Origin of the sequence: Porphyromonas sp. oral taxon 279 str. F0450, from assembly GCF_000292995.1 — a bacterium.
Classification (GTDB): domain Bacteria; phylum Bacteroidota; class Bacteroidia; order Bacteroidales; family Porphyromonadaceae; genus Porphyromonas; species Porphyromonas pasteri.
In genome coordinates, this window is record NZ_ALKJ01000044.1 from 55,844 (window position 1) to 73,767 (window position 17,924).

Sequence of the window (17,924 nt, forward strand, 5' to 3'; positions counted from 1 at the left end):
TCCAGATGAAAAGATTCCCATTATATATCCTGCTGGCCTCCTCCCTCGTCCTTAGCTCCTGCGGAAAGGAGCTAGATCAACTCCCTTCAAGTGCTCGGAATTCAGAAGAGTCCGTCACTACACTGAGTGAGTTAAGTAGTGCCGTGCGTGGCGTCTACTCGCGCCTCAATACCCGCTATGGCTACAGCGGCGAGACCGCTATCTTCGCCGATGGACGCGGGGGCGACGTGAAGATCGTCGTAGGGAGCTACAATCACTCGACGGCTATCCACCAGTTCCTCACCGACAAGTCTTCGGGCTTCTCGGCAGGAGCTTACCAAGCCTTCGCCACGACCTCCAGCCGTGTCAATGACATCCTGCAGTATGTAGGCTCGGTAGAGAAGACCCTCGCCTCATCACAGAAGGCCGAGTTCGACGACCAGGTAGCACAGCTCTACGCGCTGAGAGGCCTGGCACACCTGGAGCTGGCACGTCTCTTTAGTCATATCCCCACCACGGGCGTGAACCTGGATGCGGCCTATTCGGGTATTCCCTTGAACACCGCCGTGCATCCCGTTGGCTACCGCTTCCAGCGTTCTACGCTCCGTGAGACCTATGCGCAGGTCATCGCCGACCTGACGAAGTCCCTCGATGGGCTGAGCAAGAATAAGACGCTCAACTCGGGCGCTATCAACTATTGGGCTGCTGCTGGCCTCTTGGCTCGTACCTACCTCTATCTCGGTGACTGGCAGAGCGCCTACAAGTACGCCAGCGAAGTCATCTCCTCCAGCCCCTACACGCTCTACAGCGTAGCAGACTATCCCTCGGTCTGGGGCAAGCAGGGGACGTCGGAGTCCCTCTTTGAGGTGCTCACCACGGAGAAGTCCAATGCAGGGCTCAATAGCCTCGGGGGCTATACCAACCCTGGGGTGTACCCTGAGTTCGGTGCTGCTGACGACTTCGTCACGTGGGTGCAGACGACCCGCTCCAATGACGTCCGCGCACAGCTCATCAGCGAGCGCTCTAAGGCAGGTGGCGTAGCGAAGGCCTACTATACCACGAAGTACGTGGGTCAGGATGGCGCTTCGAACGCTACGGCGATGAATAACTTCAAGGTCATCCGCCTCTCTGAGCTCTACCTCATCGCTTCGGAAGCCCTCCTGCGTGGGGCTACGGCGAGCGACGGAAAGACGGCAGTCGACTACTACAATACGCTGCGACGCAACCGCTTCTCCAGCTATACTGCCGCTACTTCGGTGACGCTGCAGGATATCCTCGATGAGCGCCGTATCGAGTTCTTCTGCGAAGGACACCGCGCCTTTGACCTCCTGCGCAATAAGATCAATCTCACCAGCCAGTACGTCTCGGGTGGTACGGTCAACTACCTCGACTGGCGCACCATCGTCGAGCTCCCCGAGCGCGAGAAGAATATCAATCCGGACCTCGTAGTCCGTGCCGCACAGTAGGCTTATACGCTCTACTTGTTAGTGAAAAAGGTAACACGCCCCCAGCAGCCTCGGCCGCTGGGGGCGTGTTGTATCTATATCCTTCTGAAGGGTAGTGGTGTGAACCTATATTGGTCGGCGGGCTGACCTATATAGCTTCTCACTCCGACCTATATTGGTCGTATCCGTGACTTATATAGGTCAGCTCGCTGACCAATATAGGTTCACTCACCTCCTTCATCGTGATCGTCGCTTCGCTCTCCGTAGATGGCCTATTCATAGGGACTTGTGCTGGAGGGATGATGGGGTAGTACGGAGGGGCGAATGAAGGGGCTATGGGGGACGAGTATCCCGAGGTGTATGAGTGAAGCGCGGAAGGGATGTTGTTATTCGAAGTCTTTTTCGCTAACTTTGAGGTGAGGGTTACGAAGGACTCCCTTAGTGCTCTTACCATAACTCATGTCACACTCCCCCTCGGGGAACTAAAAGCTATTCAACTATGGACATCAGAATTCAAGCCATCCACTTCGATGCCACAGAGCAGCTCAAGGCCTTTATCCAGAAGAAACTCGAGAAGCTGACCCGCTTCGCCGACGATATACAGGCCGCCGAAGTCGTCCTAAAGGTTGTCAAGCCCGAAGTATCCAATAACAAGGAAGCCTCCATCAAGCTCAAGGTCAATGGTGCAGACTTCTTTGTCGACAAGACAGGCAACAGCTTCGAGGAATCTGTCGATCTCTGTATCGACGTCCTGAAGCGTAAGCTCGAGAAGCACAAGGAGGCCTAAGCCCCCAGCCCTCGCCTTGAGGGCACACGTGACTAACTCTTGCCCCCACTGAGTCCCCCCTCAGCTGGGGGCAACTCATATATATAAGGTAGTACTTGCCTCCAGTAGCTTCCTCGCGAAGCACTGCTTGCTACCTGCTGGGGTGGGTAGGATAGGAGGCGTGAGAATAGAGTGAGTTTAGCACCCTTGCGAGGGGGCAAGTCGTTCGTGTATAGGTGCTTGAGTATAAATGCTGTCAAAGTGTTAGGACTGCAGTGCACGAAGCAGTATCACGTAATGCTTTAATGTGTATATTTGCTACTACAAACGACGACAAAGCACATGGACGAAAGACGCATCGCACGTATTCGTGAGATGGAGACCGCACTCAACCAGTGGGTGGACCTCGGCAACAAGGGGGAAGAACTCCTTGAGGTCATGACGGCTCATCTCCCTAGCCTGGAGCGTCTCGTCGCCTACTACAGCTCCCCCGACTGGATGCGTGACCACGATGCCAGCGATGAGGGGCTCCTCCCACCAGATCTTCCCCACGGCGTCCTCAGCGAAGATGCCGTCTTCGACCTCCTCACACAGCTGTATGGCTTGTGCGGGATCGTGAAAGACATAGAGCAGCGCCTCGGAAAGATACCCTAGAGAAAAGTTAGGGTAGCCGTACCTCCCCAGCCCTTGGAGCGGCGCACTACCCCCGACTATATAGTACACAAACAACTACATTAAGAACACTATGCAGCAGTACACCCTCAATCCCATAGCACGCGCTATCGGGAAGGAACCCAAGGCCTTCACTAAGGCAGACATCACCAAGTACATCCTCGACAACGACATCCACGAGCTCAACTTCCGCTATACGGCAGCTGATGGGCGTCTCAAGGAGCTGAACTTCGTCATCCAAGATGCCGAGTATCTTGATGAAGTCCTCTCCTCTGGTGAGCGCGTAGACGGCTCCAGCCTCTTCCCAGGTCTGATGGAAGCCGGCTCCTCTGACCTCTATGTAGTGCCTAAGTTCTCCTCGGCCTTCATGGATCCCTTCGCTGCTCAGCCTACGATCTCCTTCTTCTGCGCCTATATGGACAAGAATGGCCAGCCTCTCGCAGCTGCTCCCGACGAGATCCTGCGCCGTGCTGCTCAGGCCTTCCGCGAAGTGACGGGCGGTCTGGAGTTCTACGCCATGGGTGAGCTTGAGTACTACGTCATCGGCGAGCAGGAAGATGGCTACGAAGCTGTCGACCAGCGTGGCTACCATGAGATGGGCCCCTTCAGCAAGCAGATCGACTTCCGCACGCAGGCTATGCGCCTCATCTGCGAATGTGGTGGCCAGATCAAGTACGGCCACGGTGAAGTAGGGAACTTCATGGCTGACGGTCTCAACTATGAGCAGAACGAAATCGAATTCCTCCCCGTACCCGTCGAAGAAGCTGCACAGCACCTGCAGCTCGGTAAGTGGATCCTCTTCGAGCTCGGCTGGAGAATGGGTCTCAAGGTAACCTTCGCTCCTAAGATCATCGTCGGTAAGGCTGGTAGCGGTATGCACGTCCACACGAAGATCGTCGACAAGAACGGCATCAACCAGTACGTCGACCAGGCTGGCGAACTCACGGCTACTGCCCACAAGGCTGTCGCTGGTATGATGAGCCTCGCAGCTTCGCTCACCGCCTTCGGTAACACGAACCCCACCTCTTACCTGCGTCTCGTACCTCATCAGGAGGCTCCTACGACGGTATGCTGGGGCGACCGCAACCGCTCGGCTCTCGTGCGCGTGCCCCTCGGCTGGAGTGCAGACGTCGATATGTCCAGCATCGTCAACCCCCTCGAAACGCCCAGCAAGAAGCGCTACACCAATAAGCAGACGATCGAGTTCCGTGCCTCCGACGGCTCGGCTAACATCTACCTCCTGCTGGCTGGTATCTGTACGGCAGTACGCCACGGCTTCGAGATCGACAATGCTGAGCAGCTCGCTAAGGACACCTATGTCGCTGTGAACATCCACAAGGATGAGTTTGCTGGTGCCGTAGCTCATCTGGATAGCCTGCCTGCCTCCTGCGTCGCATCGGCCGAACGTCTGCGCCAGCACCGCGCTATCTACGAAGCTCGCGGCGTCTTCGATCCTACGACGATCGATATGCTGATCCGCAACCTCGAGGCTTATCAGGATGCCGACCTGCGTGCTAAGGCACAGGCCGATCCTCAGTTCCTCAAGGAGCTTGTAGAACGCTACTTCTACTGCTAAGGCGCTCCCTCCGTCTAAGCATCAGATAACGGGCAGCCCCCGCTACTCCATCGGAGTGGCGGGGGCTGTCGTTTGCTGTCGTGTGTGGGGGCGTGCGAGGTCGTTCGCCTTAGAAGCGGGAGCGCATCGCCTCGGCGTTCTTGCTGGCTTGCTTGTCTTGGAGGTGAGCACCGAAGGTATAGGTCAGGCTGGCCGTGAGCATATTACGTATGCTCATGTTGACGACCTCGATGGTATTCCCTTCTGTAGTCAGGGTCGTACGTGGATCGGGTGAAGCGATATTCGTGATACCCATCTGCAGACGAAGGTGCTCATTGAGGAGGCTGTAGTTGAGGCTGACGCTGGAGTAAACCTGGCTGCTTGTACGTCCAGCACCAGAAATCTCGGGAGTCCTGTAGTTCAGATAGAAGTTCCCGCTGAAGGTCTTCGTGTGGTTGAAGAAGAGTGTGCCGTTGAGGCTTGCACTATAGGAAAGACCCTTGTCCGCATTGAGTGGGCGCCCGTTGTAGGCAACGGAGGAGGTAGTGTAGCCAATCTGATGACTGATGTAGCACTGCAGGAACGAGAGTGAGTGGAAGAAGTAGCTATTCTGTAGCCCGACGTTGTACTTTGTCTCAGCATTGTCGATCAGATAGCGTACAGCGCTTGTGTGGGGGTCGAGGAGGGCAAGGGGCGTGATGCCGTCCCAGCTGTAGTTAGCGAAGGCCTGGAAGTTCAGTGAGCCGTCGAGGGTGTAGCCGAAGGTGAGTGAGCCTTGCTTAGTGGGGCGCAGGTCTTCCTTCCCAGAGATGGTGCTGTACTGGTTCTCATACAGAGGATAGGGGGATAGCTGGCTGAAGTGTGGGCGGTCGAGGCGGATTGTTCCTTCGAAGCTCAGAGCGTGACGCTCACTGGGGGTGAAGCCGAGGTAGAGCGTGGGGAAGAAATTGACGTAGTCTCGTGTCTTGAGATCAGGCTCTCCCTTCACCTTACCTGCGGTGTGGGTGTACTCCATACGCAGCCCTCCACGGAGGTTCCACTTGGCTGAGAGTGGCTGGGTGATGTCGGTGTAGAGCGCATAGACGTGCTCATCGAAGAGGATGGCATCGGTACGTGCACCGAGAGTCGTGTGGGCGAAGTACTCATTGCTATTGTCCGTGCGACTCCAGGTGCCCTTTGCTCCGAAGGTGAGTATGGTCTGCCCTAAGGGTAGGGTGATGTCCACGTTCGTCAGGTAGGAATGCACTCGCTGTCCCTTGTGTCCCTTGTAGGAGAAGTCGCTACCAGCTGCAGGCGATCCGTCGGCGAGGTAACCCGTGGAGGCAAAGCGGTCATCCGAGGAGGTGCGCGAACCTACGTAGTCAGCGTCCCACGAGATTTTGCGCCCTGGAGCTTTGGCAAAGGTCTTCTCGAGGTGGAGGTTGAGTGCGGTGTAGGCTTCGTGTTCGGTCTCTGAGGCTGTCCCAGGTAGGCGGAGCAGGAGGTCGTGGCTACCATCGGGGCGGATGGAGTAGTTGCGCGTCTCGTTCGTGCGGTCTATCTGCGTGCTGTTGGGAGTATAGGTGGCAGTGAAGCCTACGGTGAGCTCGGGGTTAATCGTGTAGTCGAGACCGCCTCTGATATTGAGACTACGCGTCTGATAGTCGAAGAGGGAGGTGCTGGCTGAATAGAGCTGGGTCGAGGGGGCGGTACGGTAGGTATCGAAGGTCCCGATGGTGTTTGGGTGGGAACCGTCAAGGTTGAGTGAAGCGGATATACGACCCTGCTTGTAGTTGAGCCCTGTCGAGAGGCTGGGGCTGACACGGCCCTTGAAGAGAAAAGCATCGGCCGAGATGTTCCCACCGAAGTAGTCGTTCTGAGCTTTCTTCATCACGATGTTCAGCACACCAGCATTGCCCTCCGCCTCATACTTGGCTGGTGGGGTGGTGAGGACTTGTACCTCAGCGATGTCGGCCTGGTTGTAGGAGCGCAGCAGACCCGTGAGAGCTTCGCCCGAGAGGCGTACGCGCTTGTCATTGATGAGCACGATTGCCTTACCACGACCGATGATGGAGATGCCTTGATCGGAGACGCTGAGCCCTGGGGTGCGCTTGAGGACATCGAGGGCATTCTGCGCACCAGCGCTGATCTGCTGGGCGTCGAAGACGAGGCGGTCTGCCTGACGGGTGATGATAGGGCGGCGGCCACGCACCTCGACGCCGCGGAGCTGCTGGGTCTCTTCGCTGAGGAGCAGCTCGCCGAGGTCAAGGCCTGTGGCGGGGAGGGTGATGGTCTTGTACTGACCTTGGTAGCCCAGAGCACGGAGCTCGAGGAGGTAGGTGCCAGCGGAGGCCGTGAGGGAGAAGGTGCCGAGGGAGTCGGTCACGACACCCGTGACGAGGGTGCTGTCGGGGAGCCGGCGCAGTAGCGCATTACCCATATCTATGGCTTGGCGGTCGCTTGCGCGCAGGAGTCTGCCCTGGAGTCGTGCGTCGCCTGCGCTCTGAGCGAAGGTGCTTCCCGTGCCCAGTGCGAGGGCGGTGAGGAGTAGATGAAGGCGTTTCATAAGAAGTTTGCGGTGTAATGGATGATTATTACACCGCAAATATAAGCACTTTCTTTTGATCTGTACAAATGTATAGTACACTCCTTCGTATTTCCTGCTCTCGGGCGGGAAAGTAATAACCCCCGATAGCCGGTCCTGGGCTGTCGGGGGTTAGGTGCTATACGTTGGATGATCGTGCGGGGAGGTGTGTGCGCTAAGACTTCTTGTTGAAGATGACCTCCTGCAGGGGCAGCTCGGTGAAGGTGGGGAAGGTCGATCCAGGAGCGACCTCGGCATCTGAGGTGACGAAGCCTGCGGAGATAGATGTCCCACGGACGATACCGCGGAAGGAGCGGAGGATCGTTATCTTGCCGAAGGGCGTGGTCTTCGAATAGTCATCGATATAAATCGTGTCGCCAGCGAAGTGGCAGGGGATGTCATACGTCAGGGTACCCATAGGAGAGCCCTCGTAGTTCAGGCTTAGCTCGACGTCCTCGGGACTATTGAAGTGGAGGGTGAAGATACCCGTGCTGTCGCACCATTCGGTGCCTTGGAGGTGGTGTTTGTCTTCAGCTGTGGAGGCTTTCTGGGCTCCCTGGCATGAGCCTAATAGGAGTGTGAGGGTGAGCGCTCCGAGGGAGAGGGAGCGGAAGCAGGCGTGTCGTGTCATCGTCTTTCTGTTGTGTCGTTCCGTTGCAGGTGAGAGATGGACTGGGGATGGTACTCAGTAGCCCCAGCATATAGGGGCAAAGGTACACGCTTTCCCCGCCTTCTGCAATCCTCATTTTTAGGTATTTCTTCCTCCTCATGCTACGGGCAAGGCCTTCATCCATCACAGCGGTTTTTCTTATTCAGTAGCGGGAAAAAGTAGTAGTCCCGTGAGGAAGTATGCAGCTTCCCGTAGTGGTATTTCTCTATCCACGTACGTAGTCTTATCGGCCAGGTATCTAAATCCAAATGTCCACGTACGTAGTCCTTAGATCTACGTACGTAGATCGAATGAATCCTCCGCAGATCTGTAGGTTTTCCTCGTATGCGTAGGCGTTCATACCATTATTACTTCCAGCTTTTTCCTCCGCAGAAATGCGCCTGTATGGTACCGCTATGCGGTGCGTATCGCAGGGCACTGTGTCAGCGTCTGTATAGATAGGAGCCCTAGCGATTTGCTCCCAAAGAGGGGGCTTTGAGTGGCGGCGATTTGGCGTGCGATTAGCAGAAAGGAGCGGGTCTTGAGGAGGTGGATACGGGGCGTGTAAGTGATAGGTGACGAGTCGCTTACGTTCGTCAAAATATTTATTTAGTCGGCTCCTTGGAGGGGCGGAGTATTTGCCTTTACTTTGTCGTGGAGTCCTGCTCGAAGCTCTCTTTTGGTACCCTTCACCTCGCCCAGCTCCTCCTTATATATACGTATGCTGGTAGGGTAGGGGGTAGGAAGAAGCGGAGCGCTCCAGCCTACATTTATTCATTTTATTCATACCACACGACGATGAAAACACCCATCATCTCTTCGTCTACCGCTGCCCAGTCCAGCGTGCCCTCCCTCATCTTCCGCGCCTATACGGTCAAGGAGCTTGCCTGTCTCTACTTCCCACAGAAGACGGCTACGGGAGCCTCCCGCTCCCTGCGTGCGCTCATTCGCCACGACCCCGAGCTACTCTCCCAGCTACGTGCCCAAGGCTATCGCCCGCGGGTGCACTACCTACCGCCCTCTGCCGTGCAGGTACTACTCGAGCATTTAGGCACTCCGGAGGAGTTCTACGAGATCCTTCGCAAGGCTTAGCGGACGCTTATTCCATGGGAGCGGTACGGGCCAAACGAAATATTTGACTATCTTTGCACCACAATTAAGAGGACGTGTGCGCCGTTATAGTCATGCCGTAGGGCATAAGAGTCCGCACCCCTCCAATGGATTGGTTGGGTAGCTCAGCTGGATAGAGCAATAGCCTTCTAAGCTATCGGTCCTGGGTTCGAATCCCAGCCCAATCACACAAGCTCTCCCCCCACTCAATATCCCTTACATCACTAAGATATCCTTTGATGGGGTTGGCTTTTGGCTCTTCACCATCATCTCTGTAGCCACCTCTGGCTACCATTTATAGTCTGATATATTATCCCTTGGGTAGCTGATCCCTCCCAAGCACTTCGGGTCGTCAGGGTCGTCTGTAGGGCGCACCCTCATCGCTCTCGTAGCCACTACCCCAAGTCCTTGTGTCGATCAGTCTCCCTATGACATCCGTCCTGAAGGAGCCCCCGCCCCCGGGGGATAGTACGTATTCATAATCAATATGCAACGATACAATATCACCGAGCTGTCCAGCAAGACGCTGGAGGAGCTCCAGGAGATCGCCCGAGAAATAGGCTTCTCTCCCGATGCCTTCCCCGAGAAGCGCGAACTGATCTACGAGATCCTGGACCAGCAAGCTGTCACCGTCGCTGAGACGACGAGTGTCAAGCGCAAGCCTGGTCGTCCTCGCAAGTCCTCTTCTGCCGAAGAGTCTACCCATGAAACGCGCAAGTCTACCCCCGCTACCTCTTCTGCTCCCGCTGATGACGCCCCCGAAGCCTCGGAGGACGCTCCCGAAGTAGAGCAGCCAAAGCGTAAGCGTGGTCGCCCCTCTAAGGCTGAAGCGCTGGCACGTGAGCAAGCCCTCTCTGCCGTAGCTAAGGCCTCCGAAGAGCATGCTAAGGATCCCGAAGCGATCGCTGTCGAGGAGCCAGCAGCTCCCGCCCCCAAGCCCATCCGTGGCGCCCGCACGTCAGCCTCCGCTGCGAAGCCTGCTGCCAGCCCTGCTGTCGCCGTAGAGCCTCGTGTCGCTGAAGCTGCCCCCGCAGCCGAAGCCGCTAAGGAAGGCGAAACTCCCGTAGCAGCAGCTCCTGCGCAGAGCCCCGCCCGCATGGTCTTCCGTCACAAGGACAGCAAGTCTGTCCTTGACGAGATCCTGCCTACCCTCAATACACCTCAGCCCCAGCCCAAGGTACGTCAGCAGCAGCCCCAGGCTCCTGCTCAGCCCCAGGTGCATCAGGTACAGGTGCAGGCACAGCAGCCTGCCGAGCCTAAGGCTTATCCCGCTGTGAAGCCAGTCGCTCGCCCCCAGCAGGAGTTCGACTTCTCGGGCATCCTCGAGTGCTCTGGCGTACTGGAGATCCTGCCCGACGGCTACGGCTTCCTCCGCTCTGCAGACTACAACTACCTCCCTTCGCCTGACGATATCTACCTCTCGGTGAATCAGATCAAGCAGTGGAGTCTGCGCCCTGGCGACCTCGTCGAGGGCTTCATCCGTCCTCCACAGGATGGTGATAAGTACTTCCCCTTCGATACGATCACGCGTGTCAATGGGCGTACCCCCTCGGAGATGCGCGACCGCGTACCCTTCGATCACCTCACGCCGATCTTCCCCGATGAGAAGTTCCGCCTCGAGTCTACCAATAACCCTGCTGTACAGGACAAGATCGCGATGCGTATCGTCGACCTCTTCGCTCCTATCGGTAAGGGCCAGCGTGGTCTCATCGTCGCACAGCCCAAGACGGGTAAGACCGTCCTGCTGAAGAATATCGCTAACGCTATCGCAGCCAACCACCCCGAGGTCTATATGATCATCCTCCTCATCGACGAGCGTCCTGAGGAAGTCACCGATATGGCGACCAGCGTCAATGCCGAGGTCATCGCTTCGACCTTCGACGAGCCTGCTGACCGCCACGTCAAGATCGCCGAGATCGTGCTGAACAAGGCTAAGCGTATGGTAGAGAGCGGTCAGGATGTCGTCATCCTCCTCGACTCCATCACGCGTCTGGCACGTGCCTACAATACGGTACAGCCTGCCTCGGGTAAGGTGCTCTCCGGTGGTGTCGATGCCAACGCCCTGCAGAAGCCCAAGCGCTTCTTCGGTGCTGCGCGTAACATCCGCGGTGGCGGTAGCCTGACGATCCTCGCTACGGCCCTGCAGGAGACGGGCTCGAAGATGGATGATGTGATCTTCGAAGAGTTCAAGGGGACGGGTAATATGGAGCTCCAGCTCGACCGTCGTCTGGCGAATAAGCGTATCTATCCTGCCGTCGACCTCGTGGCCAGCAGCACGCGCCGTGATGACCTCCTGCAGGATCAGACGACCCAGAGCCGTATGTGGTCTGTGCGTAAGGTCCTCTCGGAGATGAACCCCATCGAAGCGATGGAGAACGTCAAGAACCTCATGCTCCGCACCAAGGATAATGAGGAGTTCTTCGCCGAAGTGAATAGCTAATAGAGGCGGTAGTGGCTTAGTCCAATAGTTCTCTTATCTTTGTAGAGTAAACACAATTACTACTAACACAAAATATCCTATCGCACAATGAGCAAGATCGGTATTTTCTACGGCTCTTCTACGGGCTCTACCTCCGAAGTAGCACAGCGTCTGGCTAAGGCCCTCGGCGCAGAAGCTAATGTCTATGATGTCGCTGGCGCAGACGCTGCTGATGCAGCTGCCTTCGATGTCCTCCTCCTCGGTTCCTCTACGTGGGGTATCGGTGACCTCCAGGACGACTGGGAAGACTTCCTCCCCAAGCTCGCTGAGCAGAACCTCGCTGGCAAGAAGGTCGCTCTCTTCGGCTGCGGTGACGCTGACAGCTATCCCGATAGCTTCTGCGAAGCTCTGGCTAAGATCCACGAAGGCCTCGCTGGTACGGGCTGCTCCTTCATCGGTGCTTATGAGCCCGAAGGCTACAGCTACGATGCTACTGAAACGGAACAGGATGGCAAGCTCATCGGTCTCTGCCTCGACGAAGCTAACCAGTCTGACCTCACCGACGAACGTATCGAAAAGTGGGTCGCTCTGCTGCAGTCGCAGTTCTAAGAGCGAGCGCTTAGCACGACCAATATCAGTTGCCCTTCGGCTGTCTCCCACACGGGGGTACGGCCGAAGGGCAACTTTTTGTATCTTTAGGGTATAGTTAGTTAGCTCGCTATTCATCACTATCATCATCAAATACACTATGAAGCAAACGACACTCCTCGCAGCCTTTGCCCTGGCTGTCATGGCCTGGGCTACTCCGTCTGCTGAGGCTTGCTCCGACCTGATCGTGGGCAAGAAGGCTTCGGTCGACGGCTCCGTCATGATCAGCTATTCGGCCGACTCGCACACCCTCTACGGCGACCTCGTACATTATCCAGCTAAGGCTTGGGGCAAGGGCCTCATGCTTCAGATCCACGAGTGGGATACGGGCAAGCCCCTTGGCTATATCCCTCAGGCCGCTGTCACCTACAATGTCGTGGGGAACATGAATGAGCATCAGGTAGCCATCACCGAGAGTACTTGGGGTGGACGCAAGGAGCTCCACGATCCCTCGGGCGTCATGGACTACGGTAGCCTCATCTACGTAGCTCTGCAGCGCTCCCGCTCAGCTCGTGAAGCGATCCGCGTCATGACCGACCTCGTCCGCGATCACGGCTACTACAGCTCGGGTGAGTCCTTCACCATCGCTGACAAGAACGAAGTCTGGATCATGGAGCTTATCGGCAAGGGCCCCAAGAAGAAGGGCGCTACGTGGGTAGCTATCCGCATCCCCGATGACGCTATCGCAGCTCACGCCAATCAGGCACGTATCCACAAGATCCCCTTCGGTGACAAGGAGAACTGCATGTACGAGAAGGACGTAGTCAACGTAGCTCGTGAGAACGGATGGTTCAAGGGTAAGGATAAGGACTTCGACTTCCAGAAGGCTTACAACCCCTATGACTTCAGCGGTCTGCGTGCTTGCGAAGCCCGTGTATGGAGCTTCTTCCGCACCTTCGATAAGAGCATGGACAAGTACAAGAAGCACATCATGGGTGATGCTTCCGAAGAGCCCATGCCTCTCTACATCATCCCCGACCGTAAGGTGAGCCTCGCTGACGTCCGCGAAGGGATGCGCAACCACTACGAAGGCACCGAGCTCTCGATGACGAACGACCCCGGGGCTGGTGCCTACAAGGTCCCCTACCGCTGGCGTCCTATGACCTTCAAGAGCGAAGGCCGTGAGTACTTCAACGAGCGCGCTATCGCTACGCAGCAGACGGGCTTCGTGCTCATCGCTCAGATGCGTAGCTGGCTGCCCGATGCTGTCGGTGGTATCCTGTGGTTCGGTGTCGACGATGCCAATACGGCTGTCCTCACGCCTATGTACACCTCCATCACCGAGATCCCCGAATGCTACCGCCGTGGCAACGGGAGCATGACGGAGTTCAGCTGGACGTCTGCCTTCTGGATCCACAACTGGGTAGCTAACATGGCGTATAACCGCTATGAGCCTATGATCCGCGACATCCGCCCCGTGCAGAAGGAGCTGGAAGATAGCTACGTGGACCTGGTGAAGAACACCGACGCTAAGGCTCTCGAGCTGCTGAAGAGCAGCCCCGCACAGGCCACCGCTTACCTCACGGAGGTCTGCGGTAAGGTAGCCAACGAGGCGACCGCTCGCTGGAAGAAGCTCGGTGAATACCTCCTCGTCAAGTATATGGACGGTAACGTCAAGAAGGAGAAGGACGGCAAGTTCGAAGAGAACGGCTACGGCCAGATCGTCTCGCCCAACTTCCCCGGCTACAGCCAGGAATACTACGACCAGGTCGCTAAGAGCGGCGAGGCCAAGCACCTCGAGGTCCCCAAGAAGGATAAGTAATCGTACTTCCTCCCAATAGTAGCTTCGCCCCCGTACTCTCGTAGTGCGGGGGCGAAGTCGTATAAGGGGATCGGGGAGCGCTTGCTAAGGCGCACATTCCCCAGTGTGTAGGCGGGATGGAATTTCCGTATATGCACAAATATATTTCTGTATATGCGAAAAAATATTTCCGCATATACGAAAATAAATCGCCGTATATACGCAGATTTATCGGCGCATATACGGCTGCTCGGTGCCTTGCTTTCGCCCGCTGTATGGGGCGGGAAGTGCTGGAAGAAGGAGCGCCTCCATTTAGATAAAAGCGAATCGTCCACGGACTGTCACCCACCGAGGGTGGGGCAGTCCGTGGACGATTTGTCTTGTGGAGGCGGGGCGTGCCTACGGCTACTTCAGCGTGCCGAGCTCACGGCCGACCTTGATGAAGGCAGCGATGGCCTTGTCGAGGTGGTGGCGTTCGTGCGCGGCGGAGAGCTGTACGCGGATACGTGCCTGGCCCTTGGGGACGACGGGGTAGTAGAAGCCCGTGACGTAGATCCCTTCTTCGAGGAGGCGTGCAGCGTATTCCTGCGAGAGCTTAGCGTCGTAGAGCATCACGGCACAGATAGCTGACTGGGTAGGCTTGATGTCGAAGCCAGCAGCGAGCATCTTGTCGCGGAAGTACTCGACGTTCTCCATCAGCTTGGTGTGCAGGGCATCGCTTTCCTCGAGCATCTTGAAGACTTCGAGGCCAGCACCGACAACTGCGGGAGGGATGGAGTTACTGAAGAGGTAGGGACGTGAGCGCTGACGAAGCATGTCGATGACTTCCTTGGGCCCCGTGGTGAAGCCGCCGATAGCGCCACCGAAGGCCTTACCGAGCGTACCGGTGTGCAGGTCGATACGGCCGTAGCAGTTGAACTGCTCAGCGACGCCACGACCCGTGGGGCCGACGACACCAGCCGAGTGGCATTCGTCGACCATGACGAGCGCATCGTACTTGTCCGCCAGGTCGCAGATCTTATCCATCGGAGCGACATTGCCGTCCATGGAGAAGACGCCATCGGTGACGATGATGCGGAAGCGAGCGGACTGGGCTTCTTGGAGTACGCGCTCCAGGTCTTCCATGTTCGCATTTTCGTAGCGGTAGCGCTGGGCCTTACAGAGGCGTACGCCGTCGATGATAGAGGCGTGGTTCAGCGCGTCGCTGATGATAGCGTCTTCTGGACCGAAGAGGGGCTCGAAGACCCCGCCGTTAGCGTCGAAGCAGGCGGCGTAGAGGATGGTGTCTTCGGTGTGGAAGTAGCGGGCGATGGCCTGCTCGAGCTGCTTGTGGATGTCCTGCGTACCGCAGATGAAGCGGACGGAGCTCATCCCGAAGCCGTGGCTGTCCATGGCGGCCTTAGCGGCTGCTACCAGACGAGGATGGTCGGAGAGACCGAGGTAGTTATTGGCGCAGAAGTTGATGACCTCCTGCCCCGTGCTGATCTTGATGTCGGCAGTCTGAGGGGTCGTGATGATACGCTCCCGCTTGTAGAGGCCGGCTTCGTCGATGGATTGAAGTTCCTCAGCGAGGTACTTCTTCATGTTCTTAAACATAGTCCTTGTTTCTTCGTGTATAGCTTGCTAAGTAGTGTGCTTTGCTTGCTGGAGTGCCGTGTGGGCGAGCGAAGGGCTCTATCCCTTGCGGCGGATGGTCTCGATCATGTCGCGCGTCATGGCGGGCAGGTCGTACTGGGGCTTCCAGTCCCACTCGCTTCGAGCGCAGCTATCGTCGAGGGAGTTAGGCCAAGAGTCAGCGATACCCTGACGGAGTTCGTCGAGCTCGTAGGTCATCTCGAAGGTGGGGATCACCTCGCGGATAGAGGCTGCGATACCCTCGGGGTCGAAGCTCATCGAGGTGATGTTGAAGGAATTGCGGTGAATGAGTCGTGTGGGGTCTGCTTCCATAAGTTCGACGCAGGCGCGCAGGGCATCGGGCATATACATCATATCCATATAGGTGCCTGGGCGCAGGGGGCATGCGAAGCGACCTTCGCGTACAGCGGCATAGTAGATGTCTACAGCATAGTCGGTAGTACCACCACCCGGAGGTGCAACATTAGAGATAAGGCCAGGGAAGCGTACGGAGCGTGTGTCGACGCCGAAGCGCTTCTGATAGTAATCACTGAGGAGCTCGCCAGAGACCTTCGTCACCCCGTACATGGTCTTGGGGCGCTGGATGGTGTCCTGTGGCGTCATGTCGCGCGGTGTCTCGGGACCGAAGGAGCCAATAGAGCTGGGGGTGAAGACCGCACAGCCATTCTCGCGTGCTACCTCGAGGACGTTGAAGAGACCGCCGAGGCCGATCTGCCATGCCAGCTGCGGCTTGGCTTCAGCGACAGCACTCAGCAGTGCTGCCAGATTGAAGATCGTGTCGATCTTGTAGCGACGTACGACTTCGGTGATCTGCTGGGGATTGGTAATGTCTACCACTTCACAAGGACCAGTCTCGAGGAGCTCGCCCTTGGGAGGAGCTGCAGGGATGTACCCTGCCACGACTACGGGATAGAGTCGGCGGAGCGTCATGGCGAGCTCGGTCCCGATCTGGCCTGTAGAGCCGATGATAAGGATGTTTTTCATACCTCTGTGTGATACGTATTTTCTTGCGAGATGCTCGCTAGCAGGGTGCTTGTGGTGACGCTGCAGGTGCGAGGCGGACCTAATAAATGCGTACAAATGCCCTTTACTATGCGCCAAATGTAGTTAATCTCGTTGGAAAAATCAGTATTTCATAGTGCGTGCCCTTATAAGGCTCTGATTATTCGCTTGGTAGGGTGCCTATGGAGATGTGTAGGAGACGCTATACCTTTGTCTACGCTAACGAAAGAACTTTAAGAAGATGACTCATTGTGTGATGCACACGCTCCCTTCGGGGCTTAGGATCATCGCTTCGGTCGAGCCCGAGGCGGCAGTCAGCTACGTGGGCCTTGGGGTACGCGTAGGGGCTCGTGACGAAGGCCTGCGCTGGCATGGGCTGGCGCATAGTATCGAGCACATGCTCTTCAAGGGCACGCGCCTACGCTCCTCGAGCCAGATCATCGAGCGTATGGAGTCCGTGGGGGCTGAGCTGAATGCCTATACGACGAAGGAGGAGACGATGCTCTACGCCATCGCCCCCTCACGCTATGTACGGCGCTCGCTGCACATGATCCTCGACATCGCTGCCCATAGCACGTTCCCCGAGCGGGAGTGGACGAAGGAGCAGGAGGTCATCCTTGACGAGATCCATTCGTATGAGGATAGCCCTTCGGAGCTGATCTTCGATGAGTTCGAGGATCAGGTCTTCCGCCCGCACCGCCTCGGGCATGCCATCCTCGGTACGGAGGCTTCGGTGGGGCGCATCACGGTGGAGGCGCAGCGCCGCTTCCATCGCACGTACTACCGCCCTGAGCGCATGGTGCTCTTTGCCCGTGGTGTGCTCGATATGGACGACTTGATCGCTGCAGCGGAGCGGGCCTTCCCTGGCGAAGGTCAGCCACTCATCTCAAGCAGCGCACTTCCCGAGCCACTCCCTATACCTATATATAATAAGGAGGCACGTCGCGTGGTGCGTCGTCGGGATACGGCGCAGAGCCACGTGCTGCTGGGGCGTGCCGCTTATTCGCTCTATGATCCGCGGCGTCTGGCACTTAGTCTTCTCGCGAGTATCCTCGGCGGGAGCGGGATGAATGCCCGGCTGAATATGCAGCTGCGAGAGCAGCGTGGGCTGGTCTATCATGTCGAGTGCAACTACACGCCCCACACCGATACGGGGCTCTTCTCCGTCTACTTCGGCTCATCGCATCGTGCCGAAGCGGAGGCTATCGAGCTGGTCTATGCCGAGCTGGCGCGCTTGGTGGCTGAGCCCTTGACGCAGCGAGCCCTGGAGCAGGCTCTACGTCAGACACGTGGTCAGATGATCGTCGCCTCGGAGCAAAGGGAGCAGCACTTCCTCTCGATGGGGAAGAGCTTCCTGCATACGGGGACGTTTGAGTCGGACGAAGTGCTTCAGGAGCGCCTCTCTGCCCTCACGCCCGAGCTACTGCACGAGGTCGCTACGGAGCTCTTCGATCGCTCTATGTTCCACGAACTTATCTATCGCTAACGCGAACAAAGACATCCCCTTCATAGGAGGGGGTGGAGCGAACCTATATTGGTCAGTGAGTCGACCAATATAGGTTCGCTTCGTGATCTATATAGGTCGCACTGCGGAGCAATATAGGTCAGCCCAACGACCGATATAGATTCGTACGGCTCCACTATCGGAGACTGTTGCGGCAGAGTCCTACCCTCTATTTAGAGTGCTAAGGTATCGCACGCCCATCTCCCCGATATACCTCTCCGAAAGCGATACGCAAG

At 57.1% G+C, this 17,924-nt stretch carries 13 protein-coding genes and 1 tRNA gene; 10 read left to right on the forward strand and 4 right to left on the reverse strand.

Annotated features, from left to right (window positions below):
- The first annotated feature begins 5 nt into the window (after positions 1–5).
- From HMPREF1323_RS08275 to HMPREF1323_RS08290, 4 genes are all read left to right on the forward strand, one after another.
- On the forward strand, positions 6–1,445 hold the full coding sequence (locus HMPREF1323_RS08275; protein WP_044124264.1) for a RagB/SusD family nutrient uptake outer membrane protein: 1,440 nt from the start codon (positions 6–8) through the stop codon (positions 1,443–1,445).
- A 478-nt stretch (positions 1,446–1,923) separates the two neighbouring features.
- Entirely contained in the window at positions 1,924–2,211 is a 288-nt protein-coding gene (gene hpf / locus HMPREF1323_RS08280; protein ID WP_009433670.1) for a ribosome hibernation-promoting factor, HPF/YfiA family, read from the forward strand.
- 321 nt (positions 2,212–2,532) lie between these two features.
- Entirely contained in the window at positions 2,533–2,844 is a 312-nt protein-coding gene (locus HMPREF1323_RS08285) for a DUF4298 domain-containing protein (protein ID WP_009433677.1), read from the forward strand.
- A gap of 91 nt (positions 2,845–2,935) precedes the next feature.
- Positions 2,936–4,438: a glutamine synthetase family protein gene (locus tag HMPREF1323_RS08290; protein ID WP_009433690.1), complete on the forward strand. Its 1,503-nt coding sequence runs from the start codon at positions 2,936–2,938 to the stop codon at positions 4,436–4,438.
- 109 nt (positions 4,439–4,547) lie between these two features.
- On the opposite strand, the gene HMPREF1323_RS08295 is transcribed toward HMPREF1323_RS08290, so the two are convergent.
- Together HMPREF1323_RS08295 and HMPREF1323_RS08300 are read right to left on the reverse strand one after the other, a co-directional pair.
- Positions 4,548–6,962 carry an outer membrane beta-barrel protein gene (locus HMPREF1323_RS08295; protein WP_009433698.1) on the reverse strand — a complete coding sequence of 805 codons (2,415 nt, stop codon included), beginning with the start codon at positions 6,960–6,962 and terminating at the stop codon, positions 4,548–4,550.
- A gap of 193 nt (positions 6,963–7,155) precedes the next feature.
- On the reverse strand, positions 7,156–7,611 hold the full coding sequence (locus HMPREF1323_RS08300) for a hypothetical protein (RefSeq protein WP_009433684.1): 456 nt from the start codon (positions 7,609–7,611) through the stop codon (positions 7,156–7,158).
- A gap of 816 nt (positions 7,612–8,427) precedes the next feature.
- On the opposite strand from HMPREF1323_RS08300, the gene HMPREF1323_RS08305 reads away from it, so the two are divergent.
- The 5 genes from HMPREF1323_RS08305 (at position 8,428) to HMPREF1323_RS08325 (ending at position 13,568) form a co-directional block, all read left to right on the forward strand.
- Positions 8,428–8,721 (forward strand): DUF4248 domain-containing protein, encoded by a 294-nt coding sequence (locus HMPREF1323_RS08305; RefSeq protein ID WP_009433680.1) that lies wholly within the window; start codon positions 8,428–8,430, stop codon positions 8,719–8,721.
- A gap of 132 nt (positions 8,722–8,853) precedes the next feature.
- A tRNA-Arg gene (locus HMPREF1323_RS08310) sits at positions 8,854–8,927 on the forward strand.
- Positions 8,928–9,226: 299 nt separating this feature from the next.
- Positions 9,227–11,179, forward strand: coding sequence for a transcription termination factor Rho (gene rho / locus HMPREF1323_RS08315; RefSeq protein ID WP_009433681.1), 1,953 nt, complete (start codon positions 9,227–9,229; stop codon positions 11,177–11,179).
- 87 nt (positions 11,180–11,266) lie between these two features.
- Positions 11,267–11,767 carry a flavodoxin gene (locus HMPREF1323_RS08320; RefSeq protein WP_009433708.1) on the forward strand — a complete coding sequence of 167 codons (501 nt, stop codon included), beginning with the start codon at positions 11,267–11,269 and terminating at the stop codon, positions 11,765–11,767.
- Between the two features lie 139 nt (positions 11,768–11,906).
- A complete protein-coding gene (locus HMPREF1323_RS08325) occupies positions 11,907–13,568 on the forward strand; it encodes a dipeptidase (RefSeq protein WP_009433696.1) in 1,662 nt (553 codons plus the stop codon).
- A gap of 384 nt (positions 13,569–13,952) precedes the next feature.
- Here HMPREF1323_RS08325 and kbl read toward each other — a convergent pair whose 3' ends face one another.
- Together kbl and HMPREF1323_RS08335 are read right to left on the reverse strand one after the other, a co-directional pair.
- Positions 13,953–15,143 (reverse strand): glycine C-acetyltransferase, encoded by a 1,191-nt coding sequence (kbl, locus tag HMPREF1323_RS08330; RefSeq protein ID WP_009433699.1) that lies wholly within the window; start codon positions 15,141–15,143, stop codon positions 13,953–13,955.
- A gap of 78 nt (positions 15,144–15,221) precedes the next feature.
- The gene (locus tag HMPREF1323_RS08335; protein ID WP_009433689.1) at positions 15,222–16,166 is read right to left on the reverse strand and encodes an NAD-dependent epimerase/dehydratase family protein; all 945 of its coding nucleotides are present in this window, start codon (positions 16,164–16,166) and stop codon (positions 15,222–15,224) included.
- A gap of 259 nt (positions 16,167–16,425) precedes the next feature.
- On the opposite strand from HMPREF1323_RS08335, the gene HMPREF1323_RS08340 reads away from it, so the two are divergent.
- Entirely contained in the window at positions 16,426–17,670 is a 1,245-nt protein-coding gene (locus tag HMPREF1323_RS08340) for a M16 family metallopeptidase (protein ID WP_009433719.1), read from the forward strand.
- Positions 17,671–17,924: the final 254 nt, after the last annotated feature.

Coding starts and splice junctions, on each gene's coding strand:
- HMPREF1323_RS08275 (WP_044124264.1), top strand. CDS start 6: ATGAAAAGATTCCCATTATATATCCTGCTGGCCTCCTCCCTCGTCCTT.
- hpf (WP_009433670.1), top strand. CDS start 1,924: ATGGACATCAGAATTCAAGCCATCCACTTCGATGCCACAGAGCAGCTC.
- HMPREF1323_RS08285 (WP_009433677.1), top strand. CDS start 2,533: ATGGACGAAAGACGCATCGCACGTATTCGTGAGATGGAGACCGCACTC.
- HMPREF1323_RS08290 (WP_009433690.1), top strand. CDS start 2,936: ATGCAGCAGTACACCCTCAATCCCATAGCACGCGCTATCGGGAAGGAA.
- HMPREF1323_RS08295 (WP_009433698.1), bottom strand. CDS start 6,962: ATGAAACGCCTTCATCTACTCCTCACCGCCCTCGCACTGGGCACGGGA.
- HMPREF1323_RS08300 (WP_009433684.1), bottom strand. CDS start 7,611: ATGACACGACACGCCTGCTTCCGCTCCCTCTCCCTCGGAGCGCTCACC.
- HMPREF1323_RS08305 (WP_009433680.1), top strand. CDS start 8,428: ATGAAAACACCCATCATCTCTTCGTCTACCGCTGCCCAGTCCAGCGTG.
- rho (WP_009433681.1), top strand. CDS start 9,227: ATGCAACGATACAATATCACCGAGCTGTCCAGCAAGACGCTGGAGGAG.
- HMPREF1323_RS08320 (WP_009433708.1), top strand. CDS start 11,267: ATGAGCAAGATCGGTATTTTCTACGGCTCTTCTACGGGCTCTACCTCC.
- HMPREF1323_RS08325 (WP_009433696.1), top strand. CDS start 11,907: ATGAAGCAAACGACACTCCTCGCAGCCTTTGCCCTGGCTGTCATGGCC.
- kbl (WP_009433699.1), bottom strand. CDS start 15,143: ATGTTTAAGAACATGAAGAAGTACCTCGCTGAGGAACTTCAATCCATC.
- HMPREF1323_RS08335 (WP_009433689.1), bottom strand. CDS start 16,166: ATGAAAAACATCCTTATCATCGGCTCTACAGGCCAGATCGGGACCGAG.
- HMPREF1323_RS08340 (WP_009433719.1), top strand. CDS start 16,426: ATGACTCATTGTGTGATGCACACGCTCCCTTCGGGGCTTAGGATCATC.